The 16,635-nt window shown below is 57.4% G+C and carries 17 protein-coding genes; 5 read left to right on the top strand and 12 right to left on the bottom strand.

What is annotated here, in order from left to right:
* Nucleotides 1–35: 35 nt before the first annotated feature.
* The 3 genes from D5041_RS04165 to D5041_RS04170 form a co-directional block, all read right to left on the bottom strand.
* The gene (locus D5041_RS04165; RefSeq protein ID WP_265283939.1) at nt 36–1,835 is read right to left on the bottom strand and encodes an acetolactate synthase 3 catalytic subunit; all 1,800 of its coding nucleotides are present in this window, start codon (nt 1,833–1,835) and stop codon (nt 36–38) included.
* Between the two features lie 1,190 nt (nt 1,836–3,025).
* Nucleotides 3,026–3,205: an LPS translocon maturation chaperone LptM gene (gene lptM / locus D5041_RS22085; RefSeq protein ID WP_081479668.1), complete on the bottom strand. Its 180-nt coding sequence runs from the start codon at nt 3,203–3,205 to the stop codon at nt 3,026–3,028.
* A gap of 24 nt (nt 3,206–3,229) precedes the next feature.
* Complete coding sequence (locus D5041_RS04170; RefSeq protein WP_321162193.1) at nt 3,230–3,973, bottom strand: recombinase family protein; 744 nt, start codon at nt 3,971–3,973, stop codon at nt 3,230–3,232.
* 387 nt (nt 3,974–4,360) lie between these two features.
* On the opposite strand from D5041_RS04170, the gene D5041_RS04175 reads away from it, so the two are divergent.
* Nucleotides 4,361–4,981: a DNA-binding protein gene (locus D5041_RS04175; RefSeq protein WP_265283940.1), complete on the top strand. Its 621-nt coding sequence runs from the start codon at nt 4,361–4,363 to the stop codon at nt 4,979–4,981.
* 8 nt (nt 4,982–4,989) lie between these two features.
* Here the strand turns inward: D5041_RS04175 and D5041_RS04180 are convergent, their stop codons facing one another.
* The 8 genes from D5041_RS04180 to D5041_RS04215 all read right to left on the bottom strand — a co-directional run bounded on the left by D5041_RS04180 (nt 4,990) and on the right by D5041_RS04215 (nt 10,903).
* On the bottom strand, nt 4,990–6,105 hold the full coding sequence (locus D5041_RS04180) for a zonular occludens toxin domain-containing protein (protein ID WP_265283941.1): 1,116 nt from the start codon (nt 6,103–6,105) through the stop codon (nt 4,990–4,992).
* A gap of 17 nt (nt 6,106–6,122) precedes the next feature.
* A complete protein-coding gene (locus tag D5041_RS04185) occupies nt 6,123–6,422 on the bottom strand; it encodes a DUF2523 domain-containing protein (RefSeq protein ID WP_265283942.1) in 300 nt (99 codons plus the stop codon).
* Between the two features lie 130 nt (nt 6,423–6,552).
* A complete protein-coding gene (locus D5041_RS04190) occupies nt 6,553–7,419 on the bottom strand; it encodes a hypothetical protein (RefSeq protein ID WP_265283943.1) in 867 nt (288 codons plus the stop codon).
* Between the two features lie 827 nt (nt 7,420–8,246).
* Entirely contained in the window at nt 8,247–8,450 is a 204-nt protein-coding gene (locus D5041_RS04195; RefSeq protein WP_265283944.1) for a major capsid protein, read from the bottom strand.
* Nucleotides 8,451–8,676: 226 nt separating this feature from the next.
* Nucleotides 8,677–8,835 (bottom strand): hypothetical protein, encoded by a 159-nt coding sequence (locus tag D5041_RS04200; RefSeq protein WP_265283945.1) that lies wholly within the window; start codon nt 8,833–8,835, stop codon nt 8,677–8,679.
* Between the two features lie 100 nt (nt 8,836–8,935).
* Complete coding sequence (locus D5041_RS04205) at nt 8,936–9,244, bottom strand: hypothetical protein (protein WP_265283946.1); 309 nt, start codon at nt 9,242–9,244, stop codon at nt 8,936–8,938.
* Between the two features lie 30 nt (nt 9,245–9,274).
* On the bottom strand, nt 9,275–10,354 hold the full coding sequence (locus D5041_RS04210) for a replication initiation factor domain-containing protein (protein WP_265283947.1): 1,080 nt from the start codon (nt 10,352–10,354) through the stop codon (nt 9,275–9,277).
* Between the two features lie 159 nt (nt 10,355–10,513).
* Entirely contained in the window at nt 10,514–10,903 is a 390-nt protein-coding gene (locus D5041_RS04215; protein ID WP_265283948.1) for a hypothetical protein, read from the bottom strand.
* Nucleotides 10,904–11,160: 257 nt separating this feature from the next.
* Between D5041_RS04215 and D5041_RS04220 the strand changes: the two genes are divergently transcribed.
* Together D5041_RS04220 and cyaY are read left to right on the top strand one after the other, a co-directional pair.
* The gene (locus tag D5041_RS04220) at nt 11,161–11,613 is read left to right on the top strand and encodes a DUF2726 domain-containing protein (protein ID WP_265283949.1); all 453 of its coding nucleotides are present in this window, start codon (nt 11,161–11,163) and stop codon (nt 11,611–11,613) included.
* A gap of 284 nt (nt 11,614–11,897) precedes the next feature.
* Nucleotides 11,898–12,227: an iron donor protein CyaY gene (gene cyaY, locus D5041_RS04225; protein ID WP_265258202.1), complete on the top strand. Its 330-nt coding sequence runs from the start codon at nt 11,898–11,900 to the stop codon at nt 12,225–12,227.
* A gap of 45 nt (nt 12,228–12,272) precedes the next feature.
* On the opposite strand, the gene D5041_RS04230 is transcribed toward cyaY, so the two are convergent.
* A complete protein-coding gene (locus tag D5041_RS04230; RefSeq protein ID WP_265283950.1) occupies nt 12,273–14,651 on the bottom strand; it encodes a penicillin-binding protein 1A in 2,379 nt (792 codons plus the stop codon).
* A gap of 293 nt (nt 14,652–14,944) precedes the next feature.
* On the opposite strand from D5041_RS04230, the gene pilM reads away from it, so the two are divergent.
* A complete protein-coding gene (gene pilM / locus D5041_RS04235) occupies nt 14,945–16,021 on the top strand; it encodes a pilus assembly protein PilM (RefSeq protein ID WP_407702222.1) in 1,077 nt (358 codons plus the stop codon).
* On the top strand, nt 16,018–16,635 hold the full coding sequence (locus tag D5041_RS04240; protein ID WP_265282338.1) for a PilN domain-containing protein: 618 nt from the start codon (nt 16,018–16,020) through the stop codon (nt 16,633–16,635). The genes pilM and D5041_RS04240 overlap by 4 nt, the downstream gene beginning before the upstream one ends.

Raw genomic sequence — 16,635 nt, forward strand, 5'->3', positions numbered from 1 at the left:
GTCAAAATTTGCTGGCCGCTCGGGCCGGCTTCGGCTCAGAGGTCTTCCGACCCGAGCAGCATTTCGGTAATGCCCTTGCCGGCCTGCACCATCGGGAACACGTTCTCTGTAGGGTCGGTGCGAAAGTCCATGAACACCGTGCGTTCCTTGAGCTTGCGGGCCTCGCGCAATGCGGGCTCCACGTCCTCGGGGCGCTCGATGAGCAGGCCCACATGGCCGTAGGCCTCGGCCAGTTTCACGAAGTCGGGGAGCGCGTCCATGTAGCTGTGGCTGTAGCGGCCGGAGTACTCGATCTCTTGCCATTGGCGCACCATGCCCAGGTAGCGGTTGTTCAGCGAGCAGATTTTGATCGGCGTGTTGTACTGCAGGCAGGTCGAGAGTTCCTGGATGTTCATCTGCACCGAACCTTCGCCGGTGATGCAGAACACTTCGGACGCGGGCCGGGCCAGCTTGACGCCCATGGCGTAGGGAATGCCCACGCCCATGGTGCCCAGGCCGCCGGAGTTGATCCAGCGGCGCGGTGCGTCGAAGCGGTAGTACTGCGCGGCCCACATTTGGTGCTGGCCCACGTCGGACGTGACGTAGACGTCCGCGTCCCGGGTCATCTTCCACAGCGTTTCGACCACGTACTGGGGCTTGATGACCTCGGGGCTGCCCATGTCGTACTTGAGGCAGTCGCGCCTGCGCCAGCCCTCGATGGTCTCCCACCATGCCGCCAGCGCGCCGGCGTCGGGGCGGGTGCTGCTTTCGCGGACCATGGCGATGAGTTCGGTGAGAACGTCCTTCACGTCGCCGACGATCGGGATGTCGACCTTCACGCGCTTGGAAATGCTCGACGGATCGATATCCACATGAATGATCTTGCGGTCGTTCTGCGCGAAATGCTTGGGGTTGCCGATCACGCGGTCGTCGAATCGGGCGCCCACGGCGAGCAGCACGTCGCAGTGCTGCATGGCATTGTTCGCCTCGATTGTTCCGTGCATGCCCAGCATGCCCAGGAACTTGCGCTCCGACGCGGGGTAGGCGCCCAGGCCCATCAGCGTGTTGGTGACCGGGTAGCCAAGCAGGTCGACCAGCGTGCGCAGCTCGTGCGCAGCGTTGCCCAGCAGCACGCCGCCGCCGGTGTAGATATAGGGGCGCCGGGCCGCGAGCAGCAGGTGCAGCGCCTTGCGGATCTGGCCAGCATGGCCTTTGCGCACCGGGTTGTACGAGCGCATTTCCACGGTTTGCGGATAGCCTTTGTAGACCGCTTTCTTGAAAGAGACATCCTTCGGAACGTCCACCACCACGGGGCCGGGGCGGCCGGTGCGGGCAATGTGAAAAGCCTTCTTCATCACCAGGGCCAGATCGCGCGGGTCCTTGACGAGGAAGTTGTGCTTGACGATGGGGCGCGTGATGCCGACGGTGTCGCATTCCTGGAAGGCGTCGAGCCCAATGGCGGGCGTGGGCACCTGGCCGGAGATGATCACCATGGGAATGCTGTCCATGTACGCCGTGGCAATGCCGGTGACCGCATTCGTCAGCCCGGGGCCCGACGTGACAAGCGCGACGCCGACTTCGCCCGTGGCGCGGGAATAGCCGTCGGCGGCATGCACCGCGGCCTGCTCATGGCGCACCAGCACATGCTTGATGCTGTCTTGCTTGTAGAGCGCGTCGTAGATGTAGAGGACCGCGCCACCGGGGTAGCCCCAGATGTACCGGACGCCCTCGGCCTGCAGCGCCTTGACGAGGATTTCAGCGCCCATCAGGTCCTCAGGGAGGTCGCCGTCAGCGGGGGAGCGCTTGCCTTGTGCGGCAGCAACTGCCGAGTCGAGTTCTGCCTTGGAGATTTCCATGATCAACCTTTGTGAATTTCTCTGACGAAAAACCTTGGGTGCTCCTCGCACGCGCCCTTGTGGAGCCGGCTTGGAACTCGAGGCCAGGGACATGGGCGGGGTGTTGTCGCGCCGGACCGTGACCTGTTTTGCCTTTTGAATTGCAGCGGCGATTATGCACTGCAGCCGTTGCGCAAGCGCTCCTCGGATGAAGCGGATTTCAAAATTTGCGCCATCGCCGTCGAGCGGTTGGCCGATCGCGGCGTGCGCCCAGGTGATGACGACAAAGAAGGGCGGAGCGATCATCACGCCGCGGTGCGCTTGAACGCATTGCCAAAATCGCCGTGTCTGCCCGGTGCCCACCGCCGCTTGGCACGGGTTGGGCACGGCTTGCATCGATCGCGTGGACAGCCGCAGGGCCGCCCAACCGACCGTCCCCCCGGGCTCAGGCTCGAGCGGCCCGGTCAACCGGGGCAAAGCCTGAAAGTCCCCGCCCCGGACCTGGTTTTTTGAAAATCGGCCACTCGATACACTTGGCAATATAATAGCGGGCGGTTGCTCCGATCCAAGGTGCACTGGTCAACGCGCATCCGGCTTGCAGAAGCTTGTTGCCGTGGCTTTCCAAGATTCTGTCTGTCCCAATAGGAAATCGAAATGAAAACCTCTCTCGTTCTGGCCGCTCTGGTTGCTGCTGCACTGACCGCTGCTTGTGACAAAAAGGAAGAGCCGGCTCCTGCTCCCGTGGAAGCTCCGGCTCCCGCAGCAGAGCCTGCTGCTCCCGCAGCGGAGCCCGCCGCTCCGGCTCCTGCAGCAGAACCTGCCCCTGCGGAGCCTGCCGCTCCTGCGGCCTCCGAAGCCCCCGCAGACGCTGCGGCGACCGGATCTTCCGCAGCCAAGTAAAGCCGCGCTACAGGCTCGGGGCCGGTTACGACACCGGCCTGTTCGCATGCCAGAGGCCCCGTACCGAATGGTCGGGGCCTTCCCATATGCGCCCGGGATGGGTGCGCCCTTGCGGATGCAAGGGCCGCATGACATGAGCCATGCAGTCGCTGTGCCGTGCATGGCACGCCCCTGCGGGGCCGGCCCGTGTCCGGGCCCGATGGGATCACCGACTTGCCCGCCGGGCTCGTCAGCGACTCAAGCGGGGGGATTCGGCCAATGCCAATCGGCGACCAGCAGCACCACCTTGCAGCCGGCCACCCGGCTTGCTATCACCGACCGGGTGCCGCCGATGTGGGTGCTTTTGCCGCATCGGCGTCGCTGCCGGAGGCAAGCGTTTGCGCCGGCGTGGCAGGGAGATACAACGGACCGCGTTGACCGCAACCGGGAAGGATCGCCGCACTGGCAGCAAGGGCAAGCGTCCTGACTAGAATCGGGGAAACTCTCAGCATGCGTAAATTGTACTTTTCGACCGTCTACGTCGAAGTCCTAACTCTGGTCAGATACGGAGCATCCGGCCTCAGCACTCTATAAACAGCGCACTTTATAGTGCCAAGCCCGACTCCCCAAACATCCGCCAGTTCCACCATCGTGTACGAACCCGCAGCGTACATTGAAACAACCTGCGCCTCATCCTCAAGCGACAGTGCACGGCGTCGCCCCCATCGCTGCCCACGTGCCCTTGCCGCAGCCTGTCCGGCCATCACTCGCTCTCGAATCATCGAGCGTTCAAGTTGTGCTACCGCCCCTAATATTTGGAACGTAAACTCTCCCAGCGGACTGCTTGTGTCCAGCGGTTCCGTCAGACTGCGAATGCTCGCGCCTACGTTCTTCAGCCTCGACTGGATCGCCAACAGGTCCGCCAGACTTCGCGCCACCCGATCCAGTTTCCATACGACCAGCGTATCCCCTTGACCCAGTGCGGCAAGTGCTACTTGTAGCTGCGGACGCGGGCCAACTCCCGATCCAGACTCTACGTACACACGACGGACACCATGAACCGCCAACGCATCTTGCTGCAAAGCAGTGTCTTGATCTTGCGTCGAGACCCGCGCATATCCAATCATTGTCATAGTTAACCTCAAATAAAACGTACATCGGGCGATGCCTTCGGCCCGGGCTGCTCCGTAGCTCGCTATCGCTCGGTCCTTCGGACTGCCTTCGGCACTACTGCGCATCCCTATCGCTGCTCGCTTCGCTGCGCCTATCTCGCTCCGCATCGTGCTGGTTCACCTAGCGATCCAAACGGTAGATAAATCCCGTAAAAGAGACCGAAAAATACCGTTTAACAAGCGCGCAGGACGCTCCTGCCGGGGATCAAGCACCGGTACCCGCGAACAACTCCTGCTCAGTGCTACGGCCAGGATGCACCGCCAGGTCGCGGCTGACGGTCACGATCGATGCGCCCGGGCCGGTCACGATGCCGACGGGCACGAGCCGCTACTACGGCCTTACATGGGGGAGTACCCCCATACCCCCCGATTTGTTGTATGTTGTAGCATGCTACATACAATTTACAATTTTCAGTTGCGCACTGCCTTGCATTGCTGTATGATGTTGTATGTTGTAGTATGATACAACATACAATCTTTTGGAGTGATACTGACATGGCAATCTCGAAGGAACAAATTTTTGCAGCAGCCGACGACCTGGATGCCGTCGGCCAGAACCCGACGCTTGCGGCCGTGCGCAAAGCCATCGGCGGTGGCAGCTTCAGCACGATTTCCGAATTCATGAACGAATGGCGCACACGCAAGACCTCCGCCGCGCAGCCCCGTGAGCCTGTGCCGCAGACCGTCAACGCTCGGTTGACCGAGTTGGGCGCCGACCTTTGGGCTGCGGCGCTGGAAATGGCGAACGGCCGTCTTGCCGCTGAGCGCGAAGCACTGGAAACCGCCCGCCAAGAGACGGAAGCGGCGCGCCAGGAGACCGCAGAATTGGCCGACCAACTCACTAGCGAACTGGAAGAAGCAAGGGTCCAGATCGCAGCCCTGCAAGCCGCAGAAACGACCGCCAAAAGCGAGACCGAGCAGCTGCACGCCAAGTTGGCCACCATGAGTGAGCGGGCTGCCACCGCACAAGCCCGCGCGGACGAACTGCGTAAGGAACTCGATCGTGCGCACCAAGACGCCCGCAAAGGTGCTGCTGCACTGCATGGTCGCCTCGATGCACTGGAGAACGCTATGACCGTCAACCAAGTCAAAGCCCAAAAAGCAAAGAAGCCGTGATATCACGATCAAGGGATCAAATCAGAACGAACCTGCGCATTCCGAGCAGCAAGACCCTGCAAGTACGTGGACGTCGGCGAATCGCGGCGTGCGACAGGTGTTGGGACAGGGACTGCGCTCATTTGCCCAGGCTGGTCCTGTGGCGCTGCGCGGTCCCTTACGTTGTACTCACCCTTGGCCTGTTTCCAATCCATGAAGAAGCCCTGATGCACTATCTGCGAGCAAACAGATTCACTGACCTGCAATAAGGTGGCCTGCTGGCTGTAGCACTTACAGGTTTTGCCCATCAGGACGCAAGCCGCTGGGTACGGAGCCTCCACTGGTTTGGTCACGTCATCGTAAATGGGCGCGGTGTGCGGGAAGTCTTTCAAGCGGGCGACCCGATCGGCTACGTATTCGTCGGCCGTCAGCGCACGCTTTTGCTGCGAAGCCTGCACTGCTTGACCTGATTGGCTTGGTTGGCTTGTCTCAGATGGCTTTGTTGCGTTACCACGAACCTTCGTGAAAGCAAAATAACCGAGCGTCGGAACCAATAATGCGCAGATTCCAAGCATCCAAATAGCCTTGGGAATACGCTTTTTTCCAGTATGAAGGCTGGCTGATCGGTACCACCCGTAGACTTCCTTGGGAAAAGCCTGCATCGTCACTGTGCCGGTTTTTCCGCTGCCGTCCTTCTCACAGTTGGGGTTGACCGCGTTCCATTCCAGCACGCTAACCAAATCTGCGCCGAAAGCACGTTTCAAATGACGATGCCAACCCGGAGCACCGATCAAACGTCGCACGAATGAATCAATATTTTGTGGATGCTGGCTAACCAAGTAAAAATCAAACCCGCGCTTGCGATGTTCGGCAAGCATGCGAACATGTTCTGGCGGCGCGCTGCTGGGTGGCCTCACTGGAAAATCGTTATGGCATTCATCGACCAAGAATATCGTGCCATCCGGTTCATCCTGCCAAGCCTTTATATCAATGCTTTTCCAACTCTCCAACTCGCCACCCTCGATGGGTTCAAAGCGTCCGTTATGACACACCGGACGATTTTCCTTGACCGAGCGTTCCCTTACCCACTTCAAGGTATTGAGAGTCTTGCCTGCGCCATTCGCGCCTGTAACTAAATAAAGCATGTGCGTTACTTATAAAGTTACTTGTAAATCCATTTTTTGAATGTGTCCCCGGTCAGCCCATCGATTACCAATTTGGCAGCAATGGCGCTAGTAACGATGCTGATGCACTGGCCAACCCGAAGAACGCCAAGAATGGAAAACACCTCAAGGGGCAAGTTGCTAAAGGCACTGATGGCTTGGCTTTTGAGCGCATCCAGAGTAACGGTGATACCAGTATAGGTAATAACAGAAATTCCAAGCGCTATCAAAACGCGGCCAGCAAGAACGCCCGCCAAATTGATTAACATTCCGCCTATTGCTGCGATGAAAACCGGCATGATTAACCCCTTGCGACAATGCGAACGGCCAAAAGAAACGATACGGCAAGCAAAACATTTCCAAGGATGGCCAAATAGGGATTAATCATTGAAAACGGTAGCGTGATCTGGTGGCCCCAAACAGTAACGGTTAAATCAGAGACACCCGCAGAACCGGCGCCAAGCGCATCCGTCGAATTGATGCGGCTCGAAAGATCAATAGTTTCGTTTCCAGGAAGGTTGCCTGTTTGGTTTCCATCCTTGCCTTTGTTTGTTTGATAGAGCACAGATTCTGGCGAACTGTCATCAAATAATTTGCATGCACGGCGGTGCTGTTCTTGAGCAATGGCGCACTGAATGGCGTCGCCTTCGCAGGAAAAACCAGCGGCACACGCGCCGCCAAAACTCGAGTTTTTATCATCACCTTCGCCGTCACCATTGCCGCCGTTGCCATTGCCCGCTGCGCCAGGTGTGCCCGCTGCGCCAGGTGTGCCTGCTGCGCCAGGTGTGCCTGCTGCGCCAGGTGTGCCCGCTGCGCCAGGTGTGCCCGCTGCGCCAGGTGTGCCTGCTGCGCCAGGTGTGCCTGCTGCGCCAGGTGTGCCTGCTGCGCCAGGTGTGCCCGCTGCGCCAGGTGTGCCCGCTGCGCCAGGTGTGCCCGCTGCGCCAGGTGTGCCCGCTGCGCCAGGTGTGCCCGCTGCGCCAGGTGTGCCTGCTGCGCCAGGTGTGCCAGGTGTGCCAGTGCCAGTGCCAGTGCCAGTGCCAGTGCCAGTGCCAGTGCCAGTGCCAGTGCCAGTGCCAGTGCCAGTGCCAGTGCCAGTGCCAGTGCCAGTGCCAGTGCCAGTGCCAGTGCCAGTGCCAGTGCCTGTGCCTGTGCCTGTGCCAGTGCCAGTGCCAGTGCCTGTGCCTGTGCCTGTGCCTGTGCCTGTGCCTGTGCCTGTGCCTGTGCCTGTGCCTGTGCCTGTGCCTGTGCCTGTGCCTGAGCCTGTGCCTGAGCCTGAGCCTGAGCCTGAACTATCATCACTGGGTGTGCATGATTCGCCCGTCATGCGTGGAGTACCTGCACAACCCCTAAACACTCCACCGGTCGATGTGCAAATGGATGGATTAGTAACTACGGTACAAAAGTTTCCATTATTTATCTGACAACTATAGGTAACGGAATCTCCATCGGTGCCCAAAGTGGTAATTTTTCCAAATGTTGGATCCACTGGATTTTCGCCTTTTTGGCAACCGTTGTTTTTGCACTGGCCATTAACACGTTTCTGACCAGGCGGGCAGGGCGGATTGGGAACACATATACCATTGACACGAACTTCATTTGCCTTGCAATCCTTTTGAATGCATGCGCCATCCTTTTCTTCAAAGTTGGCCGCACATGCACATTGACCATCGCTCGAAGAAGTTGAGTTTTCAGGACAAGAAGCTCCATTATCTCTTATCGAAATAGTAGTCCCACCTTTGCCGGGACCATAACTGGCATAGCAAATACCATCGACTACGGAAGTCGACATGATAGTCTCTGGACCGTAGATCATAGCCATCTGAAGACCTGAAAACGCCGCGCAGACTCCATCCTTAGTCTTGCCAACATGAGTCACACAATTTTTTCCATACCCATCACACATAGTACTCGAGTAAGTACGCTGCATGGGAAAAGCATTTGCAGAACTCATGCCCATCGCGCCCAAAAAAAACCAGGTCAAGACTACGCCGAAAAAATTAGCCATGCGGCACCTAACATTGCGATGATGACGAATAGGCCCATGGTTCACACCTTGAAGAAGCCCGCCATGTGGGCTTTTGCAAGGCCCCTGCCGGCCGGACAGGGAGCACATGCTGGATACTTCAGGCCAGAGCCTTGCGTACCCACTGGAAGGCTTTCACGCCCACGTAGATCAACAGCACAGCAGCACCAATCGAAGCGATGGGAACTGCTTGCGCACCAATGTCGGTGACCACTGCGGTCACGTCCACGGCAGCTGCATTAGCCGAACCCACAACGGTCAGAACACCAGCGGCGATAAGACCGCGTTTGATTGCTTGAGTCATTTCAATTTTCCTCCGAGTTTGAACTTCCGTCGGTATGTCTGAGCGTTTGAATCAGAACGCGAACGCCCCACCCAACCGCCCATATTGCAATGACGGCGATTGCAATAGCTGCTCCATCCTCTGCATCTATTTGCAAAGGAGGGAGACTTAATTCATGCACCACCTTAATGGTACAAGAAACTTCGCAATGAATGTATGTTGGTTCAGAAACCATACAAGTACCTAATCACTCACGCACCAATTGATAACACCGAAACACCACGCCCTCGCCGCCACAATGGTCCGCTACTGCCTCTTCGGCAGCTTGAGCATTGGTGAACGGCATGGCGCTCATGATCAATGGCACATAGTCAATTCCGCCATCACCATCAGCGCGGAGAAACATGTGATCCTCCGTGCTCTGTACGTAGTAGCAGGGTTCGACGTTCATATGCTTGTGACCGGGAACGAAATGGAGTTTTTCGTGGTCGGTACCTAGGCTTGGGTCAAACCTGTTTCGCTGGCACACGAGTTGCTGGGACGCATGAATGCATGACAGTCTTTTGAGTCTTGCCGTTCGTTACAATCTCCATTTCCGCGTCCGCCTCGAAAGGAAAAGACAAGTTCTTGTACTTGGAAAATTCCTCACTGGTTCCGAGCGTGAACTCGCTGGAAGCCATGCCTTTGGCCGTACCCTTGCTCGCGTCCAGGTCCACCAGTGCGTAGACTTTGGTACTGTCATAGGCCATACCGTTTTCAAGCGTGCCTTTGCTCGACTTCATTCCGACGACGTGGATTTTTTGCGTGAATTTCATGATTGGCTTTCAAAAGGTTTTCCGGCTTGATCAAGGACCCGCTGCGGCCGGTTCGCAGGGATTCGTGAACGGGAGCAATGCGGCTTGAATGCCATGCTGAATGGCACGTGCGCTCAGACCGCGAAGCGAACGGGGAACTGGACGATGGGCCTGATCGACAGCAAGACCCTCCAACCAATCAAACTCGGGCATGACCTTCATAATTTGCAAAAGCGTTGGGGACACTACCCGTTTCAACCAGTCAATGCAGCGCTGTGCACTCGCATCACCGACCATCGTTGCTGTTTTGATCGGGGTTGCAATCTCGCGTTGACTGATTAAATGGGTTGCAGAGTAAGCGCCTGCGAAGTATTCAGCCGGAGAAATTATCGAATCCCAGGGGATGACGCGGTTGATGTTGCGTAGTTCAACCTCGCAGCGCAACCAGCGGCTTTCCATCATCGCAAACTGGTGACCTTTTTCGTAGCCGCGAAAAAGCTTGCCGGATTCGCGCTTGCCGACCTGAAAGGTGCGTGCGTGAGCCTTGACATTGCCAACGTCCATCCAGGAGCCGTGGCACGTATGCTTGGGCATGCGACGGCGATAGCTGAATCCGTGGTTCTGATACATACCGACAATTTCGGCAATACTAACTTCGCCGTCGAAGAAGTCTTTTGCGAGATCGATTCGGGTAATGGTCGGCAAAAACTCCGCAAAGTAATCATGCACCCGAGTTTCCCAACCCTGACGTGCGTGGGTGCAGCCCTCCCCCTTGATCGAAAAGCAGATACTGCCCCGCTGGCTCTCCCCGCCCGCGCTGACGCTCGCAACCTCATGGCCCCATTCGTTATTAATCGTGGTTGTATATTCGTAATAATCTCTTCCCGCCCGATCTACGCCAACGAAAAAACCGAGCATTTGCGAGAAAAGGTGCGCAAACCAACGGGCCAAATCTTGGTCGCTTGTATTGCCAGTAATAAACCCTGTTTTTGGTATATTATGACGCTTTATCGTAAAACGCAAATAATCGAGAACGATTCCGCCCTGTGACTCCGCTCCCAGCTGCCGCTTTTCGCAAAGAAATTTCAACCGGCCACCCTCCTGAACCAGTTTTTCATCAGTTGTCATCATGGCCACCCCTGATTTTGTTTACCCCCGTGTTACTCGGGGGGGTAGCCCGCTGCGCCGCCCCGCCCCGCCCTGCTCGCAGGCTCCCATGTGCGGGGCGGGGCGGCGCAGCGGTCATCGCGGGGACGCGACCCAGGACCTGAGAGCAGATGTGGGTAGCGGTCATTGCAGCGCTCCCATATCCTCTGCTCCATCGGGAAATCCGGCGCGGCGATGATGAAGGCTGTACAAACCAACCTGCTTCCAGTTGCGGTTTGTCTGCGCAAAGCGCACGATCGATTGCATCAGCTCGTTCACGCTGCAATCAAGTTGCGTCGCAGTCTCGCGCAGCTTCGCCACGATCTTGGGATCGTCCACGTAGTCGATGCGGGCCTTTTCAGCCCTGTAGGCAGCCTTTCGCGCCGCCCCGCTGGCATGCTTAGCCGGACGACCCTTTCGAGTTTCGTTCCCGGGAACGCTTGCTGCACCCGGAAAAAGATCAAGCTGCTCCGCACGGAATGCAGCTTCGCGTGAAGCCACATTGGCTTCGGTCCCCGCACTATCCAGCTTCATGCTTGGGCCTCCCCATGCAGGGTGCCCACCCCCCGCCCGACCGAGACTGGAACCGCCAAGCTATCGCCTGGGCCTTGGGCAGGGGGCGTGCAAACGGTGGCTTGGCCAAAGAACTGTTCTAGGGCAACGATGAGCAAGAGGGGGGGCATGGCGGATCCAAAATGCAACCACATTGATTGCATGACAGAGCATACACTTGCAACCACCTTGATGACAAGCGTGCAATCTTGTTGGTTGCACAAACGCAACGCCAGCGAATGAAAACAGCTTACATAGTCACTATCGTTATCGCAATTTCGATAGCTGCACTCATCGCAATTGGATCGATTGCAGTAAACAGCCGCAGAAAAACTACTTTCAGAGAAACGCCAAAGAAAAAGCGCATCCTGACTAACCGAGAAGAAGCCATGTACAACAGACTATGCAAAGCACTTCCTGATGCAGTGATCTTTGCACAAGTGTCTTTTGGCGCTCTGATAACGGCTAAGTCAAGGGCTGTAAGAAACACGTTTGATAGAAAAATTGCCGATTTTGTGATTTGCAATAAATCAATGCAGGTACTCAGTATCATCGAATTGGATGATTCATCACATCAGCACAAAGAAAACCAAGACAAAGCACGTGATGCTTTATTAGAAAAATGTGGTTATCGCATAATTCGGTACAAGAATATCCCCGACATTGATCAAGTAAAAAACGATTTTACATAACAGGAATGACCTATGCGAACCACCATGAAACTACTAGAGCAGGCTCTGTCAATACAGCCCGCCCAGTATTGGCACGACAAGTTGAATCTGAACAGAAACGCCCTACACAACGCAAGGCTGAGAGGACACATCAGTCCTGCGATAGCAGGAGCATTGGCTGAGGAACTCGGACAAGACCCTGATCAATGGATTGTAGTGGCAGCGCTAGAAAGCGAACGGGACAGCGCCTGCAAAACGCGAATGTTGAAAAGACTGAAAACCCTAGCTGGAGTTCTCAAACTGTAATGACCGACCTCGAATTCATGGACCGCGCCGAAAAACTGCTTCTTGCCGTCGAGCGCTGTTGCGATCGCATCAACGAAACCTCGGACGCCGATGTGGACAGCCAGCGCTCGGGCGGCATGCTGACCCTGACCTTTCCGGATCGCAGCCAGATCGTGGTGAATCTGCAAAAACCGCTGCACGAAGTCTGGATGGCCGCCCGCTCGGGAGGCTATCACTACCGCTTCGACGGCGATGCGTGGCAGGACAGCAAGGGGGCAGGGGAGTTTTTCGCATGCCTGAGCCGTGATGCATCCCGACAATCCGGACTGCCATTGGAGTTTGCTGCCTGAGCGAATCGCCGCGCGGGCCGAGACTGGGCGTGGGCGGCAGACCGCTCAGTTGCGGAACAATTCGAGGATCCGGTTTCGTTCTTCGGATGGTGGCGCGGCGGCGGGCGACGCCGATTGCCCCTCGGGGCCGACACGGGTGACCCCTGCATTGCGCGCATATTCCTCATAGAACCACTCGCCCCCCACGTTCACGACCCCGGCGGGTACGGGCAATTCCGCCACGGGAACGCCCTTGAGCGCGCGTTCCATGAAGCGAATCCATACCGGCAGGCTGAGGCCCCCGCCCGTCTCGCGGCTGCCCAGATTGCGTGGGGTGTCGTAGCCAATCCACGTGACGGCCGTGATGGTCGGCTGAAAGCCCGCAAACCAGGCGTCCATCGAGTCATTCGTGGTGCCGGTTTTTCCGTACAGGTCTGGGCGCTTGAGGGTGGCCTGGGCTCTGGCAGCCGTTCCGGAGCGCGTCACCTCCTGCAGGAGGCTGCGCATGATGAAGGCGTTGCGGGCATCGATCGCCCGAGGCTGCTCCCCTGAGGGCGTGACTTCAGAAATCACCCGGCCTTTGTGGTCTGTGACCTTGGCGATCAACCACGGATTCACGCGATAGCCTCCGTTGGCAAATACCGAGTAGGCAGACGCCATCTGCAGCGGGGTCACCAAACCCGCGCCCAGCGCCATCGTGAGGTAAGCCGGATGTTTTTCCGGATCGAAGCCAAAGCGCGCCGCCCAGTCCTGTCCGGTCTTGGGGCCTATGGCCTGCAGGATACGGATCGAGACCATGTTCCTGGACCTTGCCAGTCCGGTGCGCATGCTCATCGGCCCGTCGTACTTGCCATCGAAGTTTTTGGGAGCCCAGGGCTGGCCGCCGGTGACGCCTGCGTCGAAGAACAGCGGCTCGTCGCTGATGACGGTGGCGGGTGTGAAGCCTTTCTCCAGCGCTGCCGAGTAGATGAACGGCTTGAAGCTCGATCCTGGTTGGCGCCATGCCTGTGCGGCGTGGTTGAACTTGTTTTTTTCAAAATCAAACCCCCCGACCAGGGCACGAATCGACCCATTGCGCGGATCGAGCGCCACAAAGGCGCCTTCAACCTCGGGCAGCTGCGTGATTTCCCACACGTTCTTGGGCGTCTTCAGCACACGAATCACTGCACCGCGGCGGATCCTGATGTTGGGCGGTGCTTTCTCGCTCAGACCCGATTGCGCCGGCTTCAGGCCGTCGCCCGTGATTTCAAGCGTATCGCCATTCGCCCGCGTGGCAACGATCTTGCGTGCGGATGCCTCCAGCACCACGGCGGAGAGCAGGTCGCCATTGTCCGGGTGGTTCGCCAAGGCGTCGTCGATGGCATCCTCCACACCCTGCGGCGCCGCAGGCAGGGGCACAAACATCTCGGGTCCGCGGTAAGTCTGGCGCCGTTCGTAATCCATGATTCCCTGGCGCAAGGCACCATAAGCCGCATCCTGCTCGGCCGCATTCAGGGTGGTGTAGACATTGAGCCCGCGCGTGTAGGCGTCGTTGCCGTACTGCGTGAAGATCAGCTGGCGCACCATCTCTGCCACGTACTCTGCGTGCACTCGGGTGTTGTCCGGTCTGGTTCGGATATTGAGATCTTCTGCCTTCGCTTCTGCGGCCTGCTGCGCAGTGATGAAGCCGTTTTCTTGCATGCGCTCGATGATGTACTGCTGGCGCATGTGGGCGCGCTTGGGGTTGCTGATGGGGTTGTAGGCCGACGGAGCCTTGGGCAAACCCGCAAGCATGGCTGCTTGCGCAATTGAAACGGACTTCAGCGGCTTGCCGAAATAGGTTTCGGAAGCAGCGGAAAACCCATATGCACGGTTTCCCAGGTAAATTTGATTCATATATATCTCAAGAATCTGATCTTTTGTGAGCAGGTGTTCCAGTTTGAATGCCAGCAAGATTTCGTAAATCTTCCGCGTAAAAGTTTTCTCTGAAGAGAGGTAGACATTGCGTGCAACCTGCATCGTGATGGTCGATGCCCCCTGGCTCCTCACGCGCCCCAAATTGGCAAGACCCGCGCGCAGCATGCCCTTGTAGTCAACCCCGCTGTGCTGGAAGAAGCGCGCATCCTCGATGGCGAGGACCGCGTCTTTCATGACCTTCGGGATCTCATCGATGGGCGTCAGGTTGCGGCGCTCTTCGCCGAACTCGCCGAGCAACGCGCCTTCAGAGGAGTACACCCGCAGGGGCAACTTGGGTCGGTAGTCCGTCAGGTCCACAATGTTCGGCAGGTTGGGGTACGCTACGGACAACGCGACGGCGATCGTCAGTGCGAGTCCCAGGGTCGCTGCGGCGAGCAGTCCGGTGAGCCACAGGGTGAGGCGAAGAAACCAGCGAAGCCAGATGGGCTGAGCACGAGCGGGGGAGGTGTTCGACTTGTCGGATGACTCCGAGGGGGAGGGCGGCGGCATAACGCTCCGGGTGGATGAGGCCGCCCATTATAAAAAAATGTCTGCATAAAGGGGCGCGGGAGGCCTTGACCCTGCGCATCGCGGCTCCCAAGAAGGCTTCCAGGAGGCTTCCCAAGAGGTTCCCGACCTGGCCGAAGGGCCGTTGCAAAGTGCCGGGATTTCGTCTGCTTTTGGCAACGCCCAGCGGACGTTGTTGCGGGAAAAGTCTTTGCCGGAGAGCAGGCTTACTGATAGTATTCAAGTGAATTGTTAAGTTTTGTTGCCTTATCTTGGCACACCACAGGGGAGCAATCTTGAACGCATTGGGGTCTTTCAGCCGCCAGTCTGCGCCGTTGCTGGGAATCGACATCAGCACCTCCAGCGTCAAGCTGGTGGAACTGGGGCGTGACAAGGCCGGCAGCCTGATTTTGGAGCGTTGCGCAATCGAGCCGTTGGAGCGTGGCTGGATCACCGACGGCAACGTCGAAAAATTTGACGAGGTCGCGGACGCCGTGCGCCGGCTGGTCAAGAAAAGCGGGACGAGGACGAAAAACGCTGCGCTGGCATTGCCGTCATCAGCCGTCATCACCAAAAAAATCACCCTGCCCGGGGGAATGAGCGAGCAAGAGCTTGAAGTCCAAGTCGAATCAGAAGCCAATCAGTACATCCCGTTTTCGCTCGATGAGGTAAGTCTGGATTTTTGCGTCATCGGGCCGAGCAAAAGTGTCCCGAATGATGTCGACGTACTCATTGCAGCCTCGAGGCGTGAAAAAGTGCAGGACAGGCAGGGTTTGGCTGAGGCAGCGGGCCTCAAGCCCGTCGTGATGGATATCGAGTCCCATGCTTCGCGCCTGGCTGTCGGAAGGTTGATCGAGGCGCTGCCCAATGGGGGTGTCGATGCTCTGGTGGCTCTCTACGAAGTGGGGGCCATGACTACCAGCATGCAAGTCATCCGGAACGAAGAAGTTCTTTACGGTCGGGATCAAGCGTTCGGTGGCGCTCAATTGACGCAGTTGATCATGCGCCAATATGGCTTCTCGGTGGAAGAGGCAGAAAACAAGAAGCGCAGTGGCGATCTTCCCGACGATTATCAATTTGTCGTGCTGCGTCCGTTTGCTGACAGCTTGGCGCAAGAAATTGGCAGGGCTTTGCAGTTCTTCTTTACCAGCACGGCACATAGCCGTGCGGACCACATCCTGCTCGCAGGAGGCTCGGCTCCTTTGACGGGGCTCACCGAGGCAGTCACCCAACAAACCGGAATTGCGTGCAGCGTGGCCAATCCCTTCGATGGCATGGAAATGGGAAATTCCGTTCGATTGAAAAAATTGGTGCGTGAAGCGCCGTCCTACTTGACATCTTGCGGTCTTGCCATGCGGAGATTCTTGCAGTGATACTGATTAACTTGCTACCCCACCGGGAGGAAGCCCGGAAACGCCGCAAGGAGGCATTCAAGGCCATGTTGTTTGCGTCGTTTCTCTGCGGATTGGCGATTTCTGGCGCCATTTATTGGTGGTTTCAGATGTTGATTGCGGATCAGCAGGTCAGGAACGGCTTTCTTCAGCAGGAAATCAAGAATCTGGAAGGGCAGATCAAGGAAATCGCGACCATAGAAGACGACATTGCTGCGTTGCGTGCTCGGCAAAAAGCCGTAGAAGATCTCCAGTCAGACAGAAACCTGCCTGTCCACCTGCTGAATGAATTGGTCAAGCAATTGCCGGACGGGGTATATGTTACAGGGATCAAACAAGCAGAGAAAACGGTTGCCATGCAGGGAATGGCCCAGTCGAATGATCGGGTGTCCGAGTTGCTGCACAATCTTGCTGAAAATTCAGCATGGATGGCCAAGCCCGATTTGACAGAAATCGTTAACGGAACGATTTCCCTGGGTCAAAATAAAGGTAATCGGCAGATTCCTGCCTTCAACCTCAAGTTTCAAATGGTTCGGGAGAGTGACGCCAAAAAAACAGCCGCTGCCGCGAATGCTGCTTCGCCGGGAGGAAAGTGA

This window comes from Verminephrobacter aporrectodeae subsp. tuberculatae, assembly GCF_026127385.1.
Taxonomy (GTDB): domain Bacteria; phylum Pseudomonadota; class Gammaproteobacteria; order Burkholderiales; family Burkholderiaceae_C; genus Acidovorax; species Acidovorax aporrectodeae.